The organism is Massilia sp. GER05 (genome assembly GCF_052056005.1).
GTDB classification, from domain to species: domain Bacteria; phylum Pseudomonadota; class Gammaproteobacteria; order Burkholderiales; family Burkholderiaceae_D; genus Telluria; species Telluria orientalis.
Genome location: NZ_CP178858.1, coordinates 5,544,977 through 5,567,425, shown reverse-complemented (window position 1 = coordinate 5,567,425; position 22,449 = coordinate 5,544,977). Strand labels below are relative to the sequence as shown.

The 22,449-nt window shown below is 69.9% G+C and carries 20 protein-coding genes; 11 read left to right on the top strand and 9 right to left on the bottom strand.

The features are described 5' to 3' along the window. Positions 1 to 29: 29 nt before the first annotated feature. Genes ACL58G_RS24590 through ACL58G_RS24580 form a run of 3 tightly spaced genes read left to right on the top strand, consistent with a single transcriptional unit; the run spans position 30 to position 2,140 of the window. On the top strand, positions 30 to 944 hold the full coding sequence (locus tag ACL58G_RS24590; protein ID WP_440963487.1) for a GntR family transcriptional regulator: 915 nt from the start codon (positions 30 to 32) through the stop codon (positions 942 to 944). 25 nt (positions 945 to 969) lie between these two features. Then, entirely contained in the window at positions 970 to 1,800 is an 831-nt protein-coding gene (locus ACL58G_RS24585; protein WP_440963486.1) for an amidohydrolase family protein, read from the top strand. Between the two features lie 10 nt (positions 1,801 to 1,810). After that, positions 1,811 to 2,140 carry an L-rhamnose mutarotase gene (locus ACL58G_RS24580; RefSeq protein ID WP_413346260.1) on the top strand — a complete coding sequence of 110 codons (330 nt, stop codon included), beginning with the start codon at positions 1,811 to 1,813 and terminating at the stop codon, positions 2,138 to 2,140. Between the two features lie 3 nt (positions 2,141 to 2,143). Here ACL58G_RS24580 and ACL58G_RS24575 read toward each other — a convergent pair whose 3' ends face one another. The 5 genes from ACL58G_RS24575 to pdxR all read right to left on the bottom strand — a co-directional run bounded on the left by ACL58G_RS24575 (position 2,144) and on the right by pdxR (position 8,645). Further along, positions 2,144 to 3,379, bottom strand: coding sequence for an ABC transporter permease (locus ACL58G_RS24575; protein ID WP_413387959.1), 1,236 nt, complete (start codon positions 3,377 to 3,379; stop codon positions 2,144 to 2,146). Then, positions 3,376 to 4,581 carry an efflux RND transporter periplasmic adaptor subunit gene (locus ACL58G_RS24570; protein ID WP_413387961.1) on the bottom strand — a complete coding sequence of 402 codons (1,206 nt, stop codon included), beginning with the start codon at positions 4,579 to 4,581 and terminating at the stop codon, positions 3,376 to 3,378. The genes ACL58G_RS24575 and ACL58G_RS24570 overlap by 4 nt, the downstream gene beginning before the upstream one ends. 8 nt (positions 4,582 to 4,589) lie before the next feature. Beyond that, positions 4,590 to 6,494, bottom strand: coding sequence for an HlyD family secretion protein (locus tag ACL58G_RS24565; RefSeq protein ID WP_440963485.1), 1,905 nt, complete (start codon positions 6,492 to 6,494; stop codon positions 4,590 to 4,592). Beyond that, positions 6,491 to 7,159 (bottom strand): ABC transporter ATP-binding protein, encoded by a 669-nt coding sequence (locus tag ACL58G_RS24560; RefSeq protein ID WP_413345966.1) that lies wholly within the window; start codon positions 7,157 to 7,159, stop codon positions 6,491 to 6,493. Before ACL58G_RS24560 ends, ACL58G_RS24565 begins: the two co-directional genes overlap by 4 nt. 61 nt (positions 7,160 to 7,220) lie before the next feature. Continuing rightward, positions 7,221 to 8,645: a MocR-like pyridoxine biosynthesis transcription factor PdxR gene (gene pdxR, locus ACL58G_RS24555; RefSeq protein ID WP_440963484.1), complete on the bottom strand. Its 1,425-nt coding sequence runs from the start codon at positions 8,643 to 8,645 to the stop codon at positions 7,221 to 7,223. A gap of 96 nt (positions 8,646 to 8,741) precedes the next feature. Between pdxR and ACL58G_RS24550 the strand changes: the two genes are divergently transcribed. The 3 genes from ACL58G_RS24550 to ACL58G_RS24540 are packed head-to-tail and all read left to right on the top strand — an operon-like array spanning position 8,742 to position 10,223. Further along, positions 8,742 to 9,200, top strand: coding sequence for a carboxymuconolactone decarboxylase family protein (locus ACL58G_RS24550; protein ID WP_440963483.1), 459 nt, complete (start codon positions 8,742 to 8,744; stop codon positions 9,198 to 9,200). 10 nt (positions 9,201 to 9,210) lie between these two features. Beyond that, positions 9,211 to 9,603, top strand: coding sequence for a cupin domain-containing protein (locus ACL58G_RS24545; RefSeq protein WP_440963482.1), 393 nt, complete (start codon positions 9,211 to 9,213; stop codon positions 9,601 to 9,603). Further along, positions 9,600 to 10,223, top strand: a complete 624-nt coding sequence (locus ACL58G_RS24540; protein ID WP_440963481.1) for an HD domain-containing protein — start codon at positions 9,600 to 9,602, stop codon at positions 10,221 to 10,223. The genes ACL58G_RS24545 and ACL58G_RS24540 overlap by 4 nt, the downstream gene beginning before the upstream one ends. On the opposite strand, the gene ACL58G_RS24535 is transcribed toward ACL58G_RS24540, so the two are convergent. The 3 genes from ACL58G_RS24535 to ACL58G_RS24525 all read right to left on the bottom strand — a co-directional run bounded on the left by ACL58G_RS24535 (position 10,162) and on the right by ACL58G_RS24525 (position 13,725). After that, positions 10,162 to 11,346: an FAD binding domain-containing protein gene (locus ACL58G_RS24535; protein WP_440963480.1), complete on the bottom strand. Its 1,185-nt coding sequence runs from the start codon at positions 11,344 to 11,346 to the stop codon at positions 10,162 to 10,164. The two genes, ACL58G_RS24540 and ACL58G_RS24535, sit on opposite strands and share 62 nt — an antisense overlap. Further along, entirely contained in the window at positions 11,343 to 12,563 is a 1,221-nt protein-coding gene (locus ACL58G_RS24530) for an MFS transporter (RefSeq protein WP_440963479.1), read from the bottom strand. The genes ACL58G_RS24535 and ACL58G_RS24530 overlap by 4 nt, the downstream gene beginning before the upstream one ends. Before the next feature lie 64 nt (positions 12,564 to 12,627). Next, on the bottom strand, positions 12,628 to 13,725 hold the full coding sequence (locus tag ACL58G_RS24525; RefSeq protein ID WP_440963478.1) for an alkene reductase: 1,098 nt from the start codon (positions 13,723 to 13,725) through the stop codon (positions 12,628 to 12,630). 179 nt (positions 13,726 to 13,904) lie between these two features. Between ACL58G_RS24525 and ACL58G_RS24520 the strand changes: the two genes are divergently transcribed. The 5 genes from ACL58G_RS24520 to ACL58G_RS24500 all read left to right on the top strand — a co-directional run bounded on the left by ACL58G_RS24520 (position 13,905) and on the right by ACL58G_RS24500 (position 21,165). Then, positions 13,905 to 15,263, top strand: coding sequence for an MFS transporter (locus tag ACL58G_RS24520; RefSeq protein ID WP_413387971.1), 1,359 nt, complete (start codon positions 13,905 to 13,907; stop codon positions 15,261 to 15,263). A 60-nt stretch (positions 15,264 to 15,323) separates the two neighbouring features. Continuing rightward, a complete protein-coding gene (locus tag ACL58G_RS24515; protein ID WP_413387972.1) occupies positions 15,324 to 16,340 on the top strand; it encodes a LacI family DNA-binding transcriptional regulator in 1,017 nt (338 codons plus the stop codon). Between the two features lie 123 nt (positions 16,341 to 16,463). Beyond that, a complete protein-coding gene (locus ACL58G_RS24510) occupies positions 16,464 to 18,449 on the top strand; it encodes a heparinase II/III domain-containing protein (RefSeq protein WP_440963477.1) in 1,986 nt (661 codons plus the stop codon). Positions 18,450 to 18,465: 16 nt separating this feature from the next. Continuing rightward, entirely contained in the window at positions 18,466 to 19,635 is a 1,170-nt protein-coding gene (locus ACL58G_RS24505; RefSeq protein WP_440963476.1) for a glycoside hydrolase family 88/105 protein, read from the top strand. Between the two features lie 189 nt (positions 19,636 to 19,824). Then, positions 19,825 to 21,165 (top strand): MFS transporter, encoded by a 1,341-nt coding sequence (locus tag ACL58G_RS24500; protein ID WP_440963475.1) that lies wholly within the window; start codon positions 19,825 to 19,827, stop codon positions 21,163 to 21,165. Here the strand turns inward: ACL58G_RS24500 and ACL58G_RS24495 are convergent. Beyond that, positions 21,104 to 22,183, bottom strand: coding sequence for a LacI family DNA-binding transcriptional regulator (locus ACL58G_RS24495; RefSeq protein ID WP_440963474.1), 1,080 nt, complete (start codon positions 22,181 to 22,183; stop codon positions 21,104 to 21,106). The two genes, ACL58G_RS24500 and ACL58G_RS24495, sit on opposite strands and share 62 nt — an antisense overlap. Positions 22,184 to 22,449: the final 266 nt, after the last annotated feature.

Genomic DNA, 22,449 nt, shown 5'->3' with positions numbered 1-22,449 from the left:
TCCACCCGGCCTTCTCGACTCCGGACTTCATGGCCCGACCTCCAACCATCTTCAAGCGCAGCGCGAACCTGCTGCTGCAATACATTGCCGACCACGTGGGGGTCGGCGAAGCGCTGCCGACCGAGCAGCACATGGCCGAACTGGGCGAGGGCAGCCGCACGGCGATCCGCAGCGCGCTGGCGCACTTCCACGAGTGCGGCCTGATCAGCGACCTGAAGGAACGCCGGCTGCTGCGCAAGCCCGTCCGCACGGACTACTTCGACCTGGACGAGCTGCGCACGGGCGCGGACCGCATCCGCGAAGTGCTGATGGAGCGCATCTATCACAGCGACCTGCCGCCCGGCGCCGAGTTCTCGGAAACGGAACTGGCGCGCGCGGCCGGCACGAGCACGATCAGCGTGCGCGAATTCCTGATCGGGTTCTCGCACTCGGGCCTGATCGAAAAGAAGCCGCGTGGCGGCTGGCGCCTGTGCGCGTTCGACCGCTCGTTCGCGATGGAGCTGGCGGACGTGCGCCAGATGTTCGAGTTCGCCGCGATCGACCGCTTCGCCGCGCTGCCGCCGGATTCGCCGGCCTTCGCGGAGCTGCGGCAACTGATCGCGCGGCACGAGCAGCTGGGCTCCGTCATGCCGACGCACCACAAGGATTTTCCCGCGCTCGACCGCGATTTCCACGCCTTCCTGATGGGGCAACTGGACAACCGCTTCGCGCAGGGCTTCTTCGACCTCGTGTCGCTCGTGTTCCACTACCACTACCAGTGGGACAAGACGCAGGAAATGGTGCGCAACGAGTACGCGGTGCACGAGCACCTGGACATCCTGCGGGCCCTGGCGCGGCGCGACGTCGGGGGCGCGCGCGAGGCGATGCGTGTCCACCTGAGTTCCGCACGCAGCACCCTGCTGCAATCGATCCGAGTCAGAGAAATGAAGGCGCACCCGGGCTGACGCTCCCGCGGGCGCGGGAGGGAGCATGATGCTTGTCGACGCCCATCAACACTTCTGGCGGCTGGCCGACCGCAACGGCGCGTGGCCGCCGCCGGACCTGGCCGCCATCTACCGCGATTTCTTCCCGCCCGACCTGGCGCCGACGCTCGCGCAGCACGGCGTCGCGAGGACGGTGCTCGTGCAATCGATGCCCAACGAGGACGACACGCGCTTCATGCTCGGCCTGGCCCATGCTCACCCGTTCATCGGCGGCGTGGTCGGCTGGGCCGACCTGAAGGCGCCCGACGCGCCCCGGCGGATCGCCGCGCTCGCGGCCGACCCGCTGCTCAAGGGCTTGCGGCCGATGCTGCAGGACATCGAGGACGACGACTGGATCGCCGATCCGGCGCTGGCGCCTTCGGTCGCGGCGATGCTGCGCCATGGCCTCAGCTTCGACGCGCTCGTCCTGCCGCGCCATCTGCCCGCGCTGCTCGCGTTCGCACAGCGGCATCCGACTCTACCCATCGTGATCGACCACGGCGCCAAGCCGCTGATCGCCGCGGGCGTGCTGGAACCGTGGCGCACCGACATCGCGCGCCTGGCCGCGCTGCCTCAGGTGAGCTGCAAGCTGTCCGGGCTCGTCACCGAAGCGGGCGCCAACTGGGACGTCGACTGCCTGCGGCCGTACGTCGACCACCTGCTCGCGTGCTTCGGGCCGCAGCGCCTGATCTGGGGCAGCGACTGGCCGGTGCTGAACCTGGCCGCCGATTATGGGCGCTGGCTCGCCGCCTGCGCGTCCCTGCTGGACGGACTGTCCGGTGCCGACCGGCTTGCCGTGTTCGGGCTGAATGCCCTGCGTTTCTATCGTATTGATTGAGGAGTCTTATATGCAAAGAATGGGAATGGTCATCGGCATCGAGCCGGAAAAGATCGCGGAATACAAAGCGCTGCACGCTGCCGTGTGGCCGCAAGTGCTGGCCCGCCTTGCGGAAGCCAATGTGCGCAACTACACGATCTTCCTGCGCGAGCCGGAAAACCTGTTGTTCGGCTATTGGGAATACCACGGCACCGATTTCGCCGCCGACATGGCGCATATCGCGGCCGATCCGGAAACGCAGCGCTGGTGGACGTTCTGCAGCCCTTGCCAGGTGCCGCTGGCCAGCCGGGCCGAAGGCGAGCACTGGGCGATGATGGAGCCCGTGTTCCACATGGACTGACCTTCAGCCGTCGCTGCGCAGGGCGGCGATCGGGTCGAGCGCCGCCGCCTGGCGCGCGGGGTAGACGCCGAACCCGAGCCCGACCGCCACGCATGCCAGCACCGCGAGCAGCAGGCTCACCGGCGACCACGCCACCGACCACCCGGCCAGCGCGGCGATGCTGTACGCGGCCACGGCGCCCAGCACGAGGCCGAGCAGCGCGCCGCTGACGGCGATCACGAGCGCCTCGGCCAGGAATTGTTCCACCACGTCGCGGCGGCGCGCGCCCAGTGCGCGCTTCAGGCCCACTTCGCGCCGGCGCTCCAGCACGTTGGCCAGCATGATGTTCATGATGCCGATGCCGCCCACCAGCAGCGAGACTGCCGCGATCGAACTCATGACGATGGTGAAGATGCGCTGCGTCTGCTGGTTCTGGCGGTACAGGCCCATGGGCACGATGAGGTTCGTGTCGTCGACGCCGCCATGGCGCTGGTGGATGACCGCCTGCAGCACGCGCGCCGCGTCGTCCGGCGCGACCTGGCCGTCCAGGCGCACGCTGATGCCGTCCACCTCGTCCTCGATGCGGCGGAAGCTGAAGCGCGCGCGGGCCGTTTCCCACGGCACGAACAGGCGCTCGTCGTCCAGGCCCAGCTTGACGCCTTCGAACTCCGACTTGCTGGGCGTGCGGTCGGCCAGCACGCCGACCACCTGCAGCCACACGTGGTTGACTTTCACGCGCTGGCCGACGGCCGGCGCCGCGCCGAACAGCGTGTGCGCGAGGCGCGCGCCCAGCACGCAGACCGGGGCCAGCGTCGCGCCGTCGGACGGGCGCAGCCAGCGTCCGACCTTGAGCTGCAGGCCGCCATGGTCCGCATACGCCGGCGACACGGCGAACGCGCGCCCGCTCACGACGCGGTCGTCGACGATCAGCTGGTCGACCTTGATCTCCTTTTTCAGCGCCACCGACCGCGCGCCCGGCACGACGGACAGCGCCGCCGCGGCATCGGCCGCGGACAGGCCCAGCGAGCGGGTGCGGATGTCCTTCAACTGTTCGTCCGTGTTGCCCTTGCTCTCGACGATGACGTTGTTCAGGCCCAGTTCCGCGACGAGGCGCAGCGCCTCGCGTTTGCTGCCTTCGCCCACGGCCAGCATGGCGACGATGGCGCCCACGCCGAAGATCATGCCCAGCAGGGTGAGGCCGGTGCGCAGTTTGCGGCGTTTCAGTTCGGCGACGGCTTCCAGCAGGAGTGCACGGTTCATGACTTGTCCGTTGTTGGAGGGAGGAGCAGGATGCGCGCGCCGGACGCGAGGCCGCTCCTGATTTCGCTGCGCACCGGGCCGCGCCGGCCCAGCTCGACCTTGTGCTTCACGGTGCGGCCGCCATCGGCCGTGTACACGGCGTAGGCGGCGCCGTCCTGCACGAGCGCGATGTTCGGGACCGTCAGCGCCGCCGCCTGCGTCACGAGGTGCACCGTGCCGTGCAGCGCCTGGCCGGGTTTCAGTCCCAGCTTGCGCGCCGTGTCGGTGCCGATGGCGGCGTCGAAATCGCTGTATTTGACGGGCGATTCGGGCGAGATGACGCTGGCGCTGCTGCCGACCCGCGTCACCGTGAGGTCCAGTTCTGTCCCCGTGCCGGCCAGGCGCACGCGCACGGGCAGGCCCGGCTTGAGTCCGTAGGCCTGGCCCTCGGCCACGCTGAAGTGGGCGACGAGCTTGTCGAGGTCGGGCAGCGCGCCGAACGGCTCGCCCGCCATCTGGTTGGCGCCGACCTGCGGCTTGGCGCCGTCCCAGCGCGCGGCCAGCAGGAATACGCCGTCGTGCGGCGCCACCAGTTCCAGCGCGTCCAGGCTCCTGCGCTGCTGTGCCGCGGTCTGCGCCACGCTGTCGCGTTGCGAGTGCAGCACGGCGTCCTGCGCGGCGGCGCGGGCTTGCGCCTGCCCGCCTTTCCAGTCCAGGTAGGTGCGCTTCTTGGTGAGGAAGCCGACGTCGGCCAGCGCATCGAGGATCGTGTTGCGGGCGAAGACGGACAGGTCGACGTTCGCATAGCGGCGCGCGAGGCCCAGGTCGTCCTCGAGCTTCGCGCGGTCGCCGGCCAGCACGCCTTTCTCGACGGCCGCATTCTGGCGATTCGCCTCCTCGGCCAGCGCCTTGCGCAGCAGTTCGAGGTCGGCCTGCGACAGTTCCGCGCGCGCCTGCGGGGCATCGAAACGGGCCACGACCTGGCCTTTCGTGACGGTGCTGCCGTCCGCGACCATGTCCACCAGCACGCGGCTCGACCAGCCGCTGCCCGGCACCGTCAACGGCGTGTTGGCGGCGGCCTGGATCTGGCCGTCCGCTTCCAGCGTTTCGGTCCACGCGCGCGGCGCCAGCGTTTCGACGGGGCCGCCGGCCGGCGCCGACGCGCCGCCGCAACCGGACAGCAGGGCCGCCAGCATGGCGGCGAATGTAGACAGGCGTGGCATCGGAAATCTCATGGTCGGATGGCCGCGACGCGGCGGTCGACGCCCGGCAGCAGTTCCACCTGGACGGCGGCCCCGGGCTTCAGGTCTTTCGCGGGCGCGTCGAATTCCAGCTCGACGTCGCGTATGACGACCGCCTGCGCCGCCGATTTGCTGTGGAAGGCGCGTCCCAGGCCCGTCACGTGCGCCGCCAGTGTCTGCCGCGTACCGGCCACGATGACGCGCGCCGCCTGGCCCTTCCGCACGCCCGCCGCCTGCGCTTCCGGCACGCGGGCGTTGACGCCCAGCTGGTCCGGATCGGCCAGCGTCGCGACCGACAGGCCTATCCAGACCTGGCTGCCGATGGCGAACTTCTCGCCGTTGAAGCCGGTGCGATGCAGGACCAGGCCCCGCCGCGGCGCCACGACGGTCAACGCCGACTGCCCCTTGACGAGGGTGGCGATCTTGGCCCGCAACTGCGCCGCGTCGGACTGCAGGCCGGCGCGCTCGGCCTGGCGCGCGCGCCGCTGCGCCTCGTACTGGGCCTGCGCCAGTTTCGCCAGCTGCGCCTTTTCGGCGCGGTCGATCACCAGCTTGTCGTAGTCGACGCGGCGAATGAGTTCCTTCGGCATGGTCGCCTTGCGCGCGGCCTTCTCGGCATTGCTCTGTGCCTCGGCTTGCGCCAGCACGCCGGCGCGGTCGGCCTCGGCCTGGTCCAGCTGCAGCTTGTCCAGTGCCCGTTCGCGTTCCTTCAGCGTGCCTTGCAGCGAGATCAGCTGGTTCATCACCTCGGTGGATTCGAACACGGCGATGGGCTGCCCGGCCTGCACCATCGTGCCCTCCGGCGCGAGGAACGCCAGCTTGTAGTTCCAGACGTGCGGGATGGTCGGCGGCGACACCGGCATCGTGCGGCGCGACGCGATCTCGCCTTCGATCGCCAGCGCGGCGGGCGCGGCGGCCTTCGCCTGGCGGACGCCAGCGGCCGCGGCGCCGGGCGCCAGCGGCTCCACCTGCACGCTCATCCCCGCGACGAGCGGCAGGCCATGGTCGTCGGGCAGGGCGATCCGGGCCCGGAAGTAGCGGCCGATTCCCCAGCGGGGCCGCGCTTCCGGCGCGCTCGTGATCTCGGCCAGCTTCCCGGTCACGACGACGCCCGGCAGCGCGTCGAAGCGCAGGGCGACGGCCTGGCCGTCGCGCAGGTACGGGCGGTCCGCTTCCAGTACCCAGGCCGTGACGACCATGTGGCCGTCGCCGAGCACCGTGCCGGCCGCGTTGCCCGGCCAGGCCGTGGAGCCCTCGTCCATGCGCTCGCCGTTGAACGGGCTGTAGCCGTGGACGACGACGCCGTCGCGCGTGGCGCGCACTTCCGACTGCGCCACCTGGGCGAGCTGGAACGCCTCGTTGATCTGCAGTTTCTTCACTTCGAGCGCGCCGTCCTCCTTGCGGCGGGCGACGGCCGCGCGGGCGTTCTTCAGGTTGTCCCGCTTGATCGCGAGGTCGCGCGTGGCCTGGCCCAGCGCCGCCTGGTAGCGGTCGTAGTCGAGCGCCATGATCTGCTGCTTCGGCAGCGCCGCGTCGACCTTGGCCTTGTCCAATGCGGCCTGGGCGTTGACCAGCGCTTTCTCCGCCTCGATGGCCGCGACTTCCAGCGTGGCCGCCTCGCTGTCCGCCTTCGCGCGGGCACGTTCGCGGTCCATCCGCAGCTGGTCGATATTGGTCGTGCTGGCGGAGTCGATGCGCAGCACGACGTCGCCCTTCCTGACCTGCGTGCCCTCGGCGAGGAAGTTGCGCACGACGACCGGCGACGCGTTCGACGGCGGCACGAAGATCGTCTGCGAATCCAGCGCTTCCACTTCGCCGGTGATCAGGACCGGGCGGGTGTCCGCGGCCGTGGCGGCGACGGCGACGAGGGCCAGCAGGGGAACGAGGCGCTTCATGACTGGCCCGCGACGCGGCCGTCGCGCAGGTGGATCGTGCGCTGCGCGCTGGCGGCAATGGCCGGATCGTGCGTCACCATCACGAGTGTCTGGCCGCCCGCGTGCAGTTCGCGCAGTAGGGCCATCACGTCGGCCGCGCTGCTGGAATCGAGGTTGCCGGTCGGTTCGTCCGCGAGCAACAGGTCCGGCTCGTTCAGCAGCGCCCGCGCGATGGCGGCCCGCTGCAGCTGGCCGCCGGACAACTGGCCCGGCAGGTGGTCGAGGCGCTGGCCCAGGCCGATGCGGCCGAGCAGGGCACGGGCACGGTCGGGCGCCCGCGGGTCGGGCTGGCGCGCATAACGCTGCGGTAGCAGTACGTTCTCCAGCACGGTCAGGCGCGGCAGCAGGTGGAACGACTGGAACACGAACCCGATGCGGCGGTTGCGCACGTCGGATGCGGCGTCGTCGTCGAGGGCGCTGATCTCGTCCTGCGCCAGGCGGTAGCGGCCGCTGTCCGGGCGATCCAGCCCGCCCAGCACGTTCAGCAGGGTCGACTTGCCGGAGCCGGACGGCCCCATCACGGCGACGAATTCGCCGCGCGCCACGTGCAGGTCGATGCCGTCCAGGGCATGGATGTCGCTGCCGCCCAGGCGGTAGGTCTTGCGGATCGCACTCAGTTCTATCATGCCGAAAAGTATTTCTTAAGGCACAACAGTTTGTCAATTGTCAAATGCGTCAACCGGTAGATTATTTTGGCATGACGGCAAGTTCCGCCAGCCGGCGGCAGTCGGCCACGAGACGGCGCGCGTCGACATTGGTCACGCCCAGCAGCAGGCCGCGCGCGGCCGGCGTATGCACATACCAGGGCGACAGCGGCACGGGCGCGAGGCCGGCCCGCAAGGCGCGCGCGGCCACGTCGACGTCGGACACGTCCGTGCGCAGGCGCGTGACGACGGCCATGCCGGCCGTCGCCTGCACCTCCAGCACGGCGGCGGCCTCCTTGCGCAGGCAGCGCAGCAAGGCTTCGCGCCGCGCCGCATACAGACGTTTCATGCGGCGCAGGTGGCGCAGGTAGTGACCCTCCCGCAGGAAGTCCGCGACGGCGCGCTGGATCGTCGCGCCGGGCGCCGGCGCGAGGCAGGCCGCGACGTCGCCGAACCGGCGCGCGAGGTCGGCCGGCACGACGAGGAAGCCGAGGCGCAGCGCGGGGCTGATCGTCTTGCTGAACGTCCCGATGTGCAGCACGCGGCCGCCCTGGTCGAGCGACGCGAGCGCCGGCGCCGCGCGGCCTTCCAGCTGCAGCTCGCTGAGGTAGTCGTCCTCGACGATCCAGGCGCCGTTGTCGCGCGCCCAGTCCAGCAGGGCGCGGCGGCGCGCGAGCGACATCGTCATGCCGAGCGGCGCCTGCTGGCCCGGCGTCACGACGGCGAGCCGCGCGTCCGGGGCCATGCGGACACCGGCAGCGACGTCCAGGCCCTCGGCGTCGACCGGGACGGCCGTCACCGTCGTCCCCGCGAGCGACAGGGCGGTGCGCGTCAGCGGAAAACCGGGGTCTTCGAACCACGCGCCCTGGCCTTCCAGCGCGAGCGCGCGCACGACGAGCCCCAGCGCGCCCGCGAAGCCCGCCGTGATCAGCACCTGCGACGGGTTGCAGCGGATGCCGCGCGCGATGCCGAGATAGGCGGCGACTTCGCGCCGCAGGTCCGGGTCGCCGCGCGGGTCCGGGTAGCCGACGGGGCTGGCCGCCGTGTGCCGGGCCGCGCGCACCATCACGCGCGACCACAATTTATAGGGGAACGCGTCCTGTGCCGGGACGCCCATCTGGAACGGCAGCGGCTTTGCGCCGAAGGTCGGGAACAGCTCGGGGATCGGCGAAGTATCGGGCAAGTGCGCGGGCGGTTGGCCGGGGATGCCGGGCGTGGCCGGCCGCCCGTTGACGCGGGTGCCGGCAGCGCCATAGCTCGTCGCGAGCTGCTCGTCGACGAGGCGTTCGTACGCGATGCGCACCGTGCCGCGCGACACGCCCAGCTGGGCGGCCAGGTCGCGCCACGACGGCAGCTTCGCGTCGGCCGGAATCTGCCCCGATTCGATGCCGGCGCGGATGGCCGCGTAGATCTGCGTGGCGAGTGGTGTTTTCTTGGCCCGGTCGAGGCCGATGGACAGCGTGGTCATGGCCGATGGTACATTAAAAATGATCAAACTTGGCACTGTGTTTCGGCCACCGCAACGCGCATCATGTCTTCATCCAGTTCAACCAGGAGAATCAAAATGACGCAACGCATGGATTACAACGCGGCCACCCCGGCCGGCATGAAGGCACTCGGCGGCGTGTACGGCCACATCCTGGGCAGCGGCCTGCCGAAGGTGCTCGTCGACCTCGTCTACCTGCGCGTCTCGCAGATCAACGGCTGTGCGTATTGCATCGACATGCATTCGCGCGACCTGCTGAAGGAAGGCGTCAACGTCGAGAAGCTCGTGCTGGTGCCGGCGTGGCGCGAGGCGGGCAGCCTGTTCGACACGGCCGAGCGCGCGGCCCTTGCATGGGCCGAGACGGTGACGCGGGTGGCCGAGACGGGCGTGCCGGATGCGGAGTACGCCGCCGCCGCGGCCGTGTTCGGCCAGCAGCAGCTGGCCGACCTGACCATCGCCATCGGCCTGATGAATGCGTACAACCGCATGGCGATCAGCTTCCGCGCGACGCCGGCCGCCGTGACGGCCGCGCGTTGAGGAGGCGGCGATGAAGCGCAAGATCGCCTTTTTCCTGGCGCTGCTCTGCACTGCGGCCGGCGCGCACGAGACGGTGAAACCCCTGTTCCACCGCGCGCTGTCGAACGTGCCCGGCAAGGCGCTGGTGGCGGTGGAAGTGTCGTTCGCGCCCGGCGCGGAAGCGCCGCCCCACACGCATCCGAAGTCGTCCTTCATCTACGCGCAGGTGCTGTCCGGCGAGATCGTCAGCGCCGTCGGCGATGCGCCGCCGAAGGTCTACCGTACGGGCGAGTCCTGGTACGAGGATCCGGGCGCCCGCCACCAGGTGACGCGCAACGCCAGCAAGGAAAAGCCGGCCACGCTGCTCGCCGTGTTCGTGCTGGACGAGGGGGAGCGGAAGCTCGTGCTCCCGGCGGCAAAATGATGGCGCCGATGCTGCCCGACAGCCGCATCGCGCGCGCGATCACGCAGTACGTGCGCGACACGGCGAGCGACATGCTGTTCCAGCACTCCGCTCGCGTGTACTGGTGGGGCGCGCTGCTGGGCGACAAGCTCGGCCTCGCGTTCGACCCCGAGCTGCTGTATGCCGCCGCCATGTTCCACGACATCGGCATCACGCCCCATTACCACGGCAGCCGGCAGCGCTTCGAGGTCGACGGCGCGAACGCGGCGCGCGATTTCCTGCGCGGCCACGGGATCGCCGAGCAGGACATCGAAAAAGTCTGGCTCGCGATCGCGCTGCACACGACGCCCGGCATCCCCGAGCACATGCATCCGGAGATCCGCCTCGTGCAGGCGGGCGCCGGCATGGACATGGTGGGCCGCGGCATGGACGCCATCCCGGCGGCGGAGCGGGACAGGGTGCTCGCGGCGCACCCGCGCGGCCACGGCTTCGCGCACGACGTCATCGACACGTTCTACGAAGGGCTGAAGCACCGGCCCGAGACGACGTTCGGCACCTTCAACGACGACTTCCTCGCGTTCAGGGACCCTGCATTCCAGCGCGGGAATCTGTGTAGCCTGCTGCTCGCCGCACACCCATGATGCCGTCGCCCATGCGCCGGCCCCAGTCGACCAGGTTGCGGCCGGCGCGCAGCTGCGGGACTTCCCAGTCCTTCAGGCGCGCTTCGATGGGTTGATCGGTGCGCTGCAGGGCCTGCGCGAGCGCCAGCGCATTGGCCGCCGCCTTGGCCGCGCCGCCGGCCGTGTGCGGGCGCGCGACGAAGGCGGCGTCGCCCAGCAGCAGCACGCGGCCGAACACCATGCGCGGCACGGCGAGGTCGAGGATCGCCTGCACGAACGGTTCCTTCGTTTTCTGCACGAGCGCGTTGAATTGCGGTGCGAGCAGGCGGGTTGCGTCCTTGCGCAGCACGGCCGCCTGCGCATCGGGCAGCGCGCCCGGCGGCAGCGAGAACGTGTGCGTGCGGCCGGTGCGGTCGGTCAGCAGCGCGGGCAGGCCATCTTGCGGCACCTTGCGATACCACACCCAGTTCCAGCGGCGCTGCCCCGGCGCCGTGGCGCCGTCCTCGCCGGGAACGAGGTACTCCAGCAGCATCTGCTCGCCTTCGTCGTGCTGGAATGCGAACACGCCGTCCAGCACCGCGCGGCTGTCCGCGTCGAGATCCCCTTCCGGCACGAGGCCGCGCCACGCGACGTAGCCCGAGTATTCCGGCGCAAGGTCTGGCGCAAGCGCGGGCAGCATCAGCGAACGGACCGTCGACCGCGCGCCGTCCGCGCCGATCAGCAGGTCGCCCGTCTCCACGCGGCCGCTGGCGAACACCGCGCGCACCTGGCCGCCGGCCTGCTCGATGCGTTCCAGCGTCTCGCCCGGATGGATGCAGTCGTCGGGCAGCGCGCGCCGCATGGTCCCGTGCAGCACGTTCCACGACGTCTGCGTCTGCGGCTGGTGGTCGCGCCGCACGACGTCGCCCGCGCGGTCGAGGTAGATGCGGTCGCGCGACGCCACGCCCAGCGCGCCGGCGGGCCGGATGCCCGCGAAGTGGAAGGCGTGCAGGACGTCCGGCTGCAGCACGATGCCGCCACCGCGGCTGTCCAGCGCGTGGGGCGAGCGCTCGAACACGTCGACGCTCCAGCCGATGGTTTTCAACGTGTTCGCTGCCAGCAGCCCGCCGAGCGAGCCGCCGATGATCAGGGCGCGCGGGCTCATGAGGCGGTCGCGCCGGTGGTGGCGCGGCGGCCGGCCAGTTCGCCGAACCACACGAGCAGCGCGGCGGCGGGGAAGGCCATGCCGGCCAGCAGGGCGGCGTGCCAGCCGTGGTGGGCATAGACCCAGGCGCCGGCCGCGGAGCCGAGCGCGCCGCCGGCGAAGAACAGCGCGAAATAAATGCCGTTCAGGCGGCTGCGCACTTCGGCGCCGAGCGCGAAGATGGCACGCTGGCCCAGCACGAGGTTGGCGGCGACGGCCATGTCCAGCACGATGGACGCCACGACGAGGATACCCAGCGCCAGCGCACGGGACTCGGGCTGGTACAGCGGCAGCGCGAAGCCGACGATGCCGAGGATGAGCGCGGCGGCCGTCGCCATCAGCGTGTGGCCGGCATCGGCGAGGCGTCCCGCGACCGGCGACGCGACGGCGCCCGCCATGCCGACGAGGGCGAAGATCGCGATGCCCGTTTGCGACAGATGGAATTGCGGGCCTTCCAGCATCAGCGGCGTGACGGTCCAGAACAGGCTGAACGATCCGAACAGGCCGGCGTGGTAGGCGGCGCGGCGGCGCAGCACCGGCGTCGTCGCGAGCAGATGCCACAGCGATCCGATCAAGCGGCCGTACGACAGGCTGTGCACGGGCACGCGCTGCGGCAGTTTGGCGCGCAGCACGAAGGCGAGGACGAACACCGCGCCGGCGGCGCCGCCGAACACGGCGTGCCAGCTGGCGTGGTCCGCGATCAGGCTCGCGGCCGGGCGGGCCAGCATGATCCCCAGCAGCAGGCCGCTGACGACCTTGCCGACGGCCTGGCCGCGCGTCGCTTCGTGCGACAGGTGCGCGGCGAACGGCACGAGGATCTGCGCGGCGACGGAACCGAGGCCGATGCCCAGCGACGCGACGAGGAACATCCACGCGTTCGCGCTGAACGCGGCGGTGGCCAGCGCCGCGGCTGTGGCGAGGAGGGCGGAGAACACGAGCTTGCGGTTCTCGAGCAGGTCGCCCAGCGGCACGATGAACAGCAGGCCGAGCGCATAGCCGACCTGCGTCAGCGTGACGATCAGGCCGGCCGCTTCCGGCGACAGGCCGGTGGCGGCGCTGATCGGGCCGACGAGGGTCTGGGCGTAATACAGGTTGGCGACGATCAGGCCGGCCGACGTGGCCAGCAGGCGGATCATGCCCGGCGCGATGTCGGGGGCGTGTTTGGCATTGGTGTGCATGAAAACTCCTTGTGTCAATGGCGGAATCTACGCCCGTGGTGAAGCGGGCGCGACTTCCTTTCGGTCAGGCGGCCAGCGGTTCGTAGTCGAGATAACCATGGACGCCGCCGCCATAGAACGTGAACGGGTCGGGCGTGTTGTACGGGCCGCCGCGGCGGATGCGGTCGACGAGGTCGGGGTTGGCGATGAAGCTGCGGCCGAACGATGCCAGGTCGGCCATGCCGGATGCGATCAGCGCGTCGGCCGCGGCGGGATCGAGGCCGCCGTTGGCGATGATGGCGCCGCCGAAATTCGGGCGCAGCACGGCGAGGATGCGGTCCATGTCCGGCGCGCCGGCCCACGCGTTCGAATCCGCGGCGTGGAGGTACGCGATACCGGCCTCGCCCAGCATCCGGGCCACGTAGGCGTACGTCTCTTCCGTGGCCGGGTCAGTGGCATTGTTGTAGGCGGCGAACGGCGACAGGCGCACGCCGATGCGGTCGGCCGGCACTTCGTCCAGCACGGCGCGCAGCACGAGTTCGAGGAAGCGGGCGCGATTGGCGAGCGGGCCGCCGAACTCGTCGTCGCGACGGTTCGTGTGCGGCGACAGGAACTGGTGCGGCAGGTAGCCGTTGGCGGCGTGCAGTTCGATGCCGTCGATCCCGGCGCGCATGGCGTTGCGGGCGGCGACGCGGAATTCGTCGACGGCCGCGTGGATGTCCTGCACGGTCATGGCGCGGGCCGGCGACGCCGCGATGCGCGTATAAAAGCCGTTCTCCAGGGCGGCGTACGGCTGCAGCAGGTGCAGGTCGTCGTTGACGGCGGACGGCGCCAGCGGCGCGCGGCCGTCCAGCAGCGCGTAGGAGCTCACGCGGCCGCTGTGCCACAGCTGCGCGAACAGGCGGCCGCCGGCCGCGTGCACGGCTTCCATCACGCGGCGCCAGCCGGCCACCTGCGCGTCGTCGTGCAGACCCGGCGCCAGCTCGAACGCGGCGGAATGGCGCGACACATTGGTCGCTTCGCCCACGATCAGGCCGGCCGCTGCGCGCTGCGCATAATAGGCGGCGTTGGCGGCGGTCGGGACGCCGTCGGCGCCGGAACGGGCGCGCGTGACGGGGGCCATCGCGATGCGGTTCGACAGCGTCAGGTTGCCGAGGCGGGTGGGTGAGAGAAGGTTTGCCATGTCAGGACTCCGTTGAAAAGATGGCTTCACTGTAGCGGCGCCGGCCCGCGGCGATAATCCGGCGGCAGCAGGCAACACCTTTGCGCACGCGGCAACGACGTTCGCTGATCGAACATATAATTGACTATCGAACGCGCCGTTGCTACGCTGGCGCGAAGCCGGCATCTCTGGAGACCGTCATGACCCATCCGGACCTCGACGTCCAGGCGTTCATCAACCGCCATCCCTTTTCGCCGTACCAGTGGCTCGTGTGCGCCACGTGCTTCTTCATCGTGCTGCTGGACGGCTTCGACACGGCCGCCATCGGCTTCATCGCGCCGTCGCTGCTGAAGGAGTGGGGCATCGCCAAGCCGGCGCTGGCGCCCGTGCTGTCCGCGGCGTTGTTCGGCCTCGCGGCCGGGGCGCTCGCCGCCGGACCGCTGGCGGACCGGCTGGGGCGCCGCATCGTGCTGCTCGGGGCCGTCCTCGTGTTCGGCGCGGCGTGCGGCGCGTCGGCGTTCGCCGCCAACCTCGAGAGCCTGACCGTGCTGCGCTTCGTCACCGGCATCGGCCTGGGCGCGGCGATGCCCAATGCCGTCACGCTGGTCAGCGAATTCTGTCCGGACGGGCGCCGCGCCGTCATCACGAACGCGATGTTCTGCGGTTTTCCGCTGGGCGCCGCGTGCGGCGGTTTCCTTGCCGCGTGGATGATCCCGCAGTGGGGCTGGCGCAGCGTGCTGGCGCTGGGCGGCATCGCGCCGTTCGTTCTGCTGCTCGTGATGGCGTTTACGTTGCCGGAATCCGTGCGCCACATGGTCGCGCGCGGCGCCCCGGTTGAACGGATCCGCGCCGTGCTGCGCCGCATCCACGCTTCGGGCGCCGACGCCGCGCGCTACGTGCTGGCGGAGCAGGGCGCCCGGACGGGCGGGGGCTTCGGCGTGCTGTTCGCGCGCTCGTACGCCGTCGGCACCCTGATGCTGTGGCTCGCATACTTCATGGGTCTCGTCATCTTCTACGCGCTGATCAACTGGATGCCGATCCTGTTCAAGGAGGCGGGCCTGCCCGCGCAGACGGCCACGCTGATCGCCGCGCTGTTCCCGCTGGGCGGCGTGGGCGCGATCCTGTTCGGCTGGCTGATGGACCGCTACGACGCCAACCGCGTCATCGCCATCGGCTTCGGGCTGACGGCGCTGGCCGTCTTCCTGATCGGCCAGGTGGCGGGCAACGTGGGCCTGCTGACCTTCACGGTGTTCGGCGCCGGCGCGCTGATGAACACGGCGCAGTCGTCGCTGCCCGCGCTGGCGGCCGCGTACTACCCGACGCAGGGCCGCGCCACGGGCGTCGCGTGGATGCTGGGGATCGGCCGCTTCGGCGGCATCGCCGGCTCGTTCCTCGTGGCGGAGCTGGCGCGGCGCCAGCTGCCGTTCGGCCAGGTGTTCATGGTCGTGGCCGCGGCGGCGCTCGTGTCGATGGCGGCGCTGCTCGTGAAACTGGCGGCCGACCGCAACCGGCCGGCCGCCGGCGGCCCGGCGCTGCGGGCGCAGGTGGACCTGCACTGAGCGCCGGTCCCCGTCCTCCCTGGTCTTGCCTGTTCGCTACCATTCAGGTAACGTTGGGGGATGCAGAAGACAAGTACGTTGACGGAAGTGGCAGAAGAGGCGGGCGTATCGCTGATCACGGCGTCGCGCGCGCTGCGCGGCGTGGGGCGGGTGGCGAAGGAGACGCGCGAACGCGTGCTCGCGGCGGCCGCGAAGCTGGACTATACGCCGGACATGCTCGCGCAGAAGATGCGGGGCGGGAACTCGGGCCTCGTCGGCGTGTTCGTCAACGGCTTCCGCTCGCTCGTGATGCACGAGCTGCTCAGCGCCATCAACGACGAGGCCCGCCGGCTCGGCTTCGACCTCATCGTCTTCAACGCCGACCATTTCGACGATGCGCGCCGCGCCGGCACGGCCGAGATGCTGCGCAAGCTGTGCGACGGCCTGCTCCTGCTGCTGCCGGACGCGAACGACGGCCTGCTGGTCAGGCTGGAACGCGCGCACGCCCCGTGCGTGCTGGTGAGCTTCGCGGCGCGCCCGATCGACCTGCCCGTCGTCCTCGGCTCCAACCGCATGGCGGCGAAGAGCGCCGTCGAGCACCTGCTCGGGCTGGGCCACCGCCGCATCGCCTTCATCGCCGGTACGTCGTTCACGGGCCAGAGCGAGGAGCGCCAGCGCGGCTACGAGGATGCGCTGCGCGCGGCCGGCATCGCGATCGAGCCCGCGTATCTGCGCCAGGGCGATTTCAACGACGCCAGCGGGTTTGCCGAGACGCAGGCGCTCCTCAAGCTGCCCAAGCCGCCCACCGCGATCTTCGCCGCCAACGACGCGATGGCGTTCGGCGCCATGGACGCCATTTCCGACGCCGGGCTGAAGGTGCCGGACGATCTCTCCGTCGTCGGCTTCGACGACGTGATCCGCGCGGCCGTCGTCTTCCCCAAGCTCACCACCGTGCGCCAGCCCCTGAACGAGATCGCCGTGCGCGCCGTCGCGGAACTGGTCGACGCCATGCGCAACGGCCGGGCCGAGGGTTTCCGCATCGAGCTGCCGGCCCGCCTCGTCATCCGCGATTCGACGGGGCCCGCACCGAAGGGCTGACGGCCCCGATGGCATCGTTACCACCCCGCCGCGCTCTCTGAATCGACCACCGGGTTGAGCGAAACCCTATTGTCTTTTGCGAACGTGAGTGGTAACGTTGTCACAACTCATCAGGGAGACGACATGAATCGAAGGAATGCGCTGACCCGCGGACTGGGTGCGCTGGCGCTGCTGGGCGCGCCCGGCCTGCGCGCGGCGGCCGGACCGGCGGGAGAGCAGGGCGGCGCGGCCCCGGCGCCGCGCGTGCCCAAGCGCTACCTGCGTGCCGTGGTCGACGAGGCCTTGCTGCGCCGCCGCCTGCCGCCGCCCGGGGCGTGGCATCCGTATCCGCGGGCGGGCGACCGCGCCGCGTGGGCGCAGGTGCCGGCCGACGTGGCCGCGGCGCTGATCGCCCGCGCCGACGCCTGGCTGGGCGCCGAGTGGCCGCAACTGCCGGCGAGCCTGTTCCTGGAATTCGCGGAGAACGGCAACCGCACCCATTACGAACAACGCTATTTCGAGCGCCGCAGCCGGCTGGCGGGCCTCGTGCTGGCCGAATGCGTGCAGGGGCAGGGCCGCTACCTGCACGCGATCGCGGACGGTGTCTGGCACGTGTGCGAGGAGACGTTCTGGGGCCTGCCGGCCCACAGCGGCATGTTCGAGCGTGGCGTCGGCCTGCCCGATGCTGCCGAACCCGTGATCGACCTGTTCGCGGCGGAGACGGGCGTCACGCTGGCCTATGTCCATGAGCTGGTGGGCGAGCAGCTGCGCACTGTGTCGCCGCTGCTCACCGTGCGCATCGCGGCGGAGGTGAAGCGCCGCATCCTCGATCCGGGTTTTACCCGCGACGACTTCAAGTGGATGGGCCTGAAGGACAAGAAGGAACCGCTGAACAACTGGACGTCCTGGATCGCATCCAGCTGGCTCGAAGCGAACCTGCTGCTGGAGCCGGATCCGGCGCGCCGCATCGCGGCCACGTTGAAGATCTGCCGCTGCCTGGACGGCTTCCTGGAAGACTACTCGGACGACGGCGCATGCGAAGAGGGCCCCGGCTACTGGGCGCTGTCGGCCGGTCCCTACCTCGACAGCCTGATGGCGCTGGACGCCGCGACCGGCGGGGCGGTGAACCTGGCGGCCGACCCGTTCGTGCGCCGCATGGGGCATTACGTGCTGGACGTGCACGTGGCGGGCGACTGGTACGTGAACTATGGCGATGCGCACGCGAAGGTGCGCCATTCGCCGCCGCTGCTGCACCGCTTCGGGCGCGCCACGGGCGACGTCGACCTGGCCGCGTTCGGCGCGTTCCGTGCGCCCGCGCGCGGCATCGCGCTGTCCGACCAGGGCCGGCTCGCGCGCGACGTGGCCGACGTGCTGGAGGTCGCGCGCATGCGGGCGACGCCCGGGCGCGACGCGCTGCAGCGCGCATCCTGGTATCCCGCGCTCGGCCTGATGACGGCGCGGGCGCAGGGCGGCTCGGCGCATGGATTCTTCCTGGCCGTGCAGGCGGCGCCGAACGCGCGCAGCCACGGCCACCACGATTCCGGCAGCTTCATCGTGTTCCACGACGGCCTGCCCGTGTTCGTGGACCCCGGCGTCGAAGCCTATACGGCGAAGACGTTCAGCAAGGACCGGTACACCATCTGGACCATGCAATCGGGCTGGCACAACCTGCCGCTCGTGGGCGGCCGCATGCAGGCTGGCCGGGATGCGCGCGACCGGGCGAGCCGGGTGCGCGTCGACGATATGGGGATGACGATGGACCTGGCAACCGCGTACGGCCCCGAGGCGGGCATCAGGACGTGGGAGCGGCGCGTCGCGCTCGACCGCGCCGCCGGCACGGTGAACCTGCGCGAGACGTTCGCACTGGCCCGTCCCGCGCCCGTGGCCCTCGTCTTCGTCACGCCACGCAAGCCCGATGCGGCGCAGGCGGGCGCCGTGGCGTTGCCCGTGGCCGGTGGCCGGACCGTGCACTTGAAGTTCGATCCGCGCGCGCTGCGTGCCGACGTCGAACGTCTGGCGCTGGACGACGCGGGCCTGAAGCATGAATGGGGCGACGCGCTGTACCGCATCCGGCTGGCGTCCGCGCAGCCGCTCGGCAGCGGCGACCTGAACGTAGCGATAGCGACTTGAAACCTGAAGGATCCACATGAAGAAGCGAACGATGGCGGCCATCCTGGCGAGCGGCATGCTCCTGCTGGCCGGTTGCGCGGACATGACGAGTAATCGCGCGGCCGTTCCCGCGCAGGAAGCACGCACCTCGATCCCGACGCGGGCCGAAGCGCTCGCCGTCATCGACAAGGTGAACGGCTACTGGCAGCGCACGACGCCGCCGACGGAATGGGCGTTCTGGAACGTGGCCGTCTACCACACGGGCAACCTGGCGGCCTACGAGGTCACGCGCAACGAGGCGTACCGCCAGTATTCCGAGCGGTGGGCCGAGTACAACGGCTGGAAGGGCGCCAGGTCCGACAACAAGGCCGAGTGGAAGCTCACGTACGGCGAGACGGACGACCACGTGCTGTTCGGCGACTGGCAGGTCTGCTTCCAGAGCTATATCGACCTGTATCGCCTCGGCCCGCAGGATCCGCGCCGCGTCGCCCGCGCGCGCGAGGTGATGGGGCACGAGATCGGCACGGACCGCGTCGACTACTGGTGGTGGGCGGACGGCCTGTACATGGTCATGCCCGTGATGACGAAGATGTACCACCTGACCGGCGACCGGCGCTACCTCGACAGGATGGTCGCGTATTTCGAGTACGCGAACAGCCTGATGTACGACCCCGAGACGCATCTGTACTACCGCGACGCGCGCTACGTCTACCCGCAGCACAAGAGCGTGAACGGCAAGAAGGACTTCTGGGCGCGCGGCGACGGCTGGGTGTTCGCCGCGCTGGCCAAGGTGCTCGCGGACCTGTCGCGCGACGATCCGTACCGGCCGATGTTCGAGGAGCGCTTCCGCGCGATGGCGCAGACGCTGCAAGGCATCCAGGCACCGGACGGTTACTGGACGCGCAGCCTGCTCGACCCGGCCCACGCGCCGGGCCCGGAAACGAGCGGCACCGCGTTCTTCACCTACGGCATGCTGTGGGGTATCAACAACGGCCTGCTCGACCGCGGCACGTACCTGCCGGTGGCGGCGAAGGGCTGGGATTACCTGACCCACACCGCGGTTCAGGCGGACGGCAAGGTGGGCTACGTACAGCCGATCGGCGACCGCGCGATCCCCGGCCAGGTGGTGGACCGCAACTCGACGGCGCATTTCGGCGTGGGCGCGGTGCTGCTGGCCGCGTCCGAAATGGCGAAGCTGGCCCACTGATTTCTCTCCTTCGCGGGCCGCCGCGCCCGTGTTCGGCCTGCCCAGGGATGGCAGGCTTTTTTTTAATCAATTTCCAAGAACCGGGGTCAGAGCCCGGTTTTTGGAAATTTCCCGACGCTACGAATTAAAAGCTTGCGCTTTTTTTAAGCTGCGGCGATGCTTTAGCCCTTGTTAGTGGGAAACGCGTCCATGTTGGAAGACAAAAGCGCCCACGCCGTCGGTACGTTGCGCTATACGACGGCGGGCCTCGCCATCGTCATGTTCTGGCTGCTGTTCGGCGAGTTCGCCATCGCCTTCCGCGACCGCTCGGCCATCCCCGGTGTCATGGAACTGCTGCGCCAGCACCACGCCAGCGACACGATGATCGCCGTGCTCGTGTCCGCGCTGCCGGCGCTGCTGGGCGCCGTGCTCGTGCCCATCGTCGGCTTCCGCTCCGACCGTTTCCGCAGCCGCTGGGGCAGGCGGCTGCCGTTCCTGATGGGGATCACGCCCGTCGCCGCGCTCGTGCTCATCGCTCTCGGCAACTGCGCGACGTTCGGGCGCGTCACCGACCAGTTGCTCGGGTCGCTGTCGCCCGGCGTGGACGCGTGCGTGCTCGCGTGGTTCTGCCTGTTCTGGACCGTGTTCGAAGGCGTCGCGCTCGTCACGCTCGCGCTGTATGCGGGACTCGTCAACGACATCGTGCCGCAGCCCGTGCTCGGGCGCTTTTACGCGGCGTTTCGCATCGTCAACCTCGTCGCCGGCATCCTGTTCAACCTGTGGTTCTTCAGGTTGACGGAACACCATCTGCGCGAAGTCTTCCTCGGCATCGGCCTGTTCTTCGGCGTCGCCGTCATGCTCATGTGCCTGCGCTTGAACGAGGGCGGGTACGGCCCGCCGTCGGTGGATGGCCAGGAGGCCATGACGTGGCGCGCGATGGGCCGCGCGTACTGGCGCGACTGCCTGTCGGACCGCTACTTCCTGCTCGTGTTCTTCGCCCTGACGGCGTCCGAGCTCACGTTCATGCCGTTCAATACGTTCTCGCAGCTGTACGCGGAATCGATCGGCATGGACAAGGCCACCCTGGGCCGCCTGCTCGCCTTGTCGTACGCCTTGTCGATCGGACTGTCGTACGTGATCGGCTGGCTCGTCGACCGCTACAGCGCCGCGAGCGTGACGGTGTGGGCGATGGGCCTGTACCTGTGCGTGGGCGCCGGCGGCTTCCTCGCCGTGCACGACCTGCAGAGTTTTGCGATCGTCTACGTGCTGCATGCCGTCGTGGCGGGCACGTATTACACGGCGTCCGCCTCGCTGCCGATGGTGCTGTTCCCCCGCGCCCGCTTCCTGCAGTTCGACGGCGCCAAGCGCTTCCTGTTCTCCACCTCCAACATCGTGCTGAGCTTCCTGCTCGGTCCCCTGCTCGACACGACGGGCCACTTCTACGGCCTGACGCTGCTCGTCGGCGGCCTGCTGGCGGGGACCAGCCTGGTCATGTTCCGGACACTGGCACGCGCCGCGCGCGGGCGGGTCGGCGTGGCGTCGTCGGCATAGATTCCGCCTGCGGCGCCGGACCCGTCGAATCGCGCACGGTGAGCCTGGCGGGGAAGGCGATGCGCGCCGGGCCCGTCGTCTGGCCCGCGATCATGCCCACCACTTCGCGCACGGCATAGGCGGCGATCGTATCGAACGGCTGGTGCATCGTCGTCAGCTTGGGGAACACGCAGCTTGCGGTCGGGATGTCGTCGAAGCCGATCACGGAGATGTCGTGCGGGACCTTCAAGCCGCGGCTGTTGATGGCGTCGATGGCGCCGAACGCCATCTCGTCGTTCGCGGCGAAGATGGCGGTCGGCGGGACGGGGAGGGCGAGCAGCTGTTCCGTCGCCGCATAGCCGCCCGACTGCACGAACGCGCCGTTGACGACGAGCGCCGGATCGGGCGTGATGCCGGCCGCCTGCAGCGCGTCGACGTAGCCCCGCTCGCGCTCCGCGCTCTGCCCCGTGCCCGGATTGCCGGCGATGTAGGCGATGCGGCGGTGGCCCAGTTCCAGCAGGTGATTCACGGCCACGCGCGCGCCGAGGCGGTTTTCCGCCGCGACGACGGGCACCGCGAGGGGGCGCGCATCGAAGCAGATCACGACGCTGGCCACCTGCTGGCGCTCGATGGCGTCCAGGAAGCGGTCGTCCGCACCGGGCATCACGACCATCAAGCCGTCGCACAGCTTGCCCAGCAGGTCGCACGTCGCCATGCGGTCCGGGCTGTCGAAGCGTTCCGCGTTGAACAGCAGCAGGTCGTAGCCCTGGGCGCGCGCGTGCGTGCTCAACGCGCGGATGATCTCGTGCAGCACGACGGGGCCGTAATTGTTGACGAACACGCCGAGCAGGCGGCTGCGGTCCCCGCGCATGCGGCGCGCCAGCGGATCGGGCGTGTAATTCAACTGCGCGGCGGCGGCCATGATGCGCTCGCGCGTCTCGGCCGACACGTACCCCGCGCCGCGGATCGCGCGCGATGCCGTGATCGGGGCCACGCCCGCGAGCCGGGCGACTTCACTGAGTTTGCTGACTTTACGCATGGTGGGAAGTCTGACGGAAAAATGAGACAACGTACATCACAAAATTCGTCAAAGGTATGACCGTTTGGCATGCCTGTCGTGGTTGTACGACACAGAATTTGCCAAAATGGCTGGCTATATCGAATAAAAACAATGAGTTACGCCCTGATTTGATTCGTGCGTGCACTATTGCTCTTTAATAATCGCTTGTGGTAACGTGACCACCAGCCGGCGTAAAGACCACCGTTAGTCGTGCCCCAGACCGGCATCCATGTTCCAATAACGAC

Excerpts from the sequence above, each read along its gene's own strand:
- ACL58G_RS24590 (WP_440963487.1), top strand. The coding sequence starts at position 30 with ATGGCCCGACCTCCAACCATCTTCAAGCGCAGCGCGAACCTGCTGCTG.
- ACL58G_RS24510 (WP_440963477.1), top strand. The coding sequence starts at position 16,464 with ATGAATCGAAGGAATGCGCTGACCCGCGGACTGGGTGCGCTGGCGCTG.
- ACL58G_RS24565 (WP_440963485.1), bottom strand. The coding sequence starts at position 6,494 with ATGAAGCGCCTCGTTCCCCTGCTGGCCCTCGTCGCCGTCGCCGCCACG.
- ACL58G_RS24580 (WP_413346260.1), top strand. The coding sequence starts at position 1,811 with ATGCAAAGAATGGGAATGGTCATCGGCATCGAGCCGGAAAAGATCGCG.
- ACL58G_RS24530 (WP_440963479.1), bottom strand. The coding sequence starts at position 12,563 with ATGCACACCAATGCCAAACACGCCCCCGACATCGCGCCGGGCATGATC.
- ACL58G_RS24545 (WP_440963482.1), top strand. The coding sequence starts at position 9,211 with ATGAAGCGCAAGATCGCCTTTTTCCTGGCGCTGCTCTGCACTGCGGCC.
- ACL58G_RS24570 (WP_413387961.1), bottom strand. The coding sequence starts at position 4,581 with ATGCCACGCCTGTCTACATTCGCCGCCATGCTGGCGGCCCTGCTGTCC.
- ACL58G_RS24540 (WP_440963481.1), top strand. The coding sequence starts at position 9,600 with ATGATGGCGCCGATGCTGCCCGACAGCCGCATCGCGCGCGCGATCACG.
- ACL58G_RS24500 (WP_440963475.1), top strand. The coding sequence starts at position 19,825 with ATGTTGGAAGACAAAAGCGCCCACGCCGTCGGTACGTTGCGCTATACG.
- ACL58G_RS24515 (WP_413387972.1), top strand. The coding sequence starts at position 15,324 with ATGCAGAAGACAAGTACGTTGACGGAAGTGGCAGAAGAGGCGGGCGTA.
- pdxR (WP_440963484.1), bottom strand. The coding sequence starts at position 8,645 with ATGACCACGCTGTCCATCGGCCTCGACCGGGCCAAGAAAACACCACTC.
- ACL58G_RS24575 (WP_413387959.1), bottom strand. The coding sequence starts at position 3,379 with ATGAACCGTGCACTCCTGCTGGAAGCCGTCGCCGAACTGAAACGCCGC.
- ACL58G_RS24520 (WP_413387971.1), top strand. The coding sequence starts at position 13,905 with ATGACCCATCCGGACCTCGACGTCCAGGCGTTCATCAACCGCCATCCC.
- ACL58G_RS24535 (WP_440963480.1), bottom strand. The coding sequence starts at position 11,346 with ATGAGCCCGCGCGCCCTGATCATCGGCGGCTCGCTCGGCGGGCTGCTG.
- ACL58G_RS24525 (WP_440963478.1), bottom strand. The coding sequence starts at position 13,725 with ATGGCAAACCTTCTCTCACCCACCCGCCTCGGCAACCTGACGCTGTCG.
- ACL58G_RS24495 (WP_440963474.1), bottom strand. The coding sequence starts at position 22,183 with ATGCGTAAAGTCAGCAAACTCAGTGAAGTCGCCCGGCTCGCGGGCGTG.
- ACL58G_RS24585 (WP_440963486.1), top strand. The coding sequence starts at position 970 with ATGATGCTTGTCGACGCCCATCAACACTTCTGGCGGCTGGCCGACCGC.
- ACL58G_RS24560 (WP_413345966.1), bottom strand. The coding sequence starts at position 7,159 with ATGATAGAACTGAGTGCGATCCGCAAGACCTACCGCCTGGGCGGCAGC.
- ACL58G_RS24550 (WP_440963483.1), top strand. The coding sequence starts at position 8,742 with ATGACGCAACGCATGGATTACAACGCGGCCACCCCGGCCGGCATGAAG.
- ACL58G_RS24505 (WP_440963476.1), top strand. The coding sequence starts at position 18,466 with ATGAAGAAGCGAACGATGGCGGCCATCCTGGCGAGCGGCATGCTCCTG.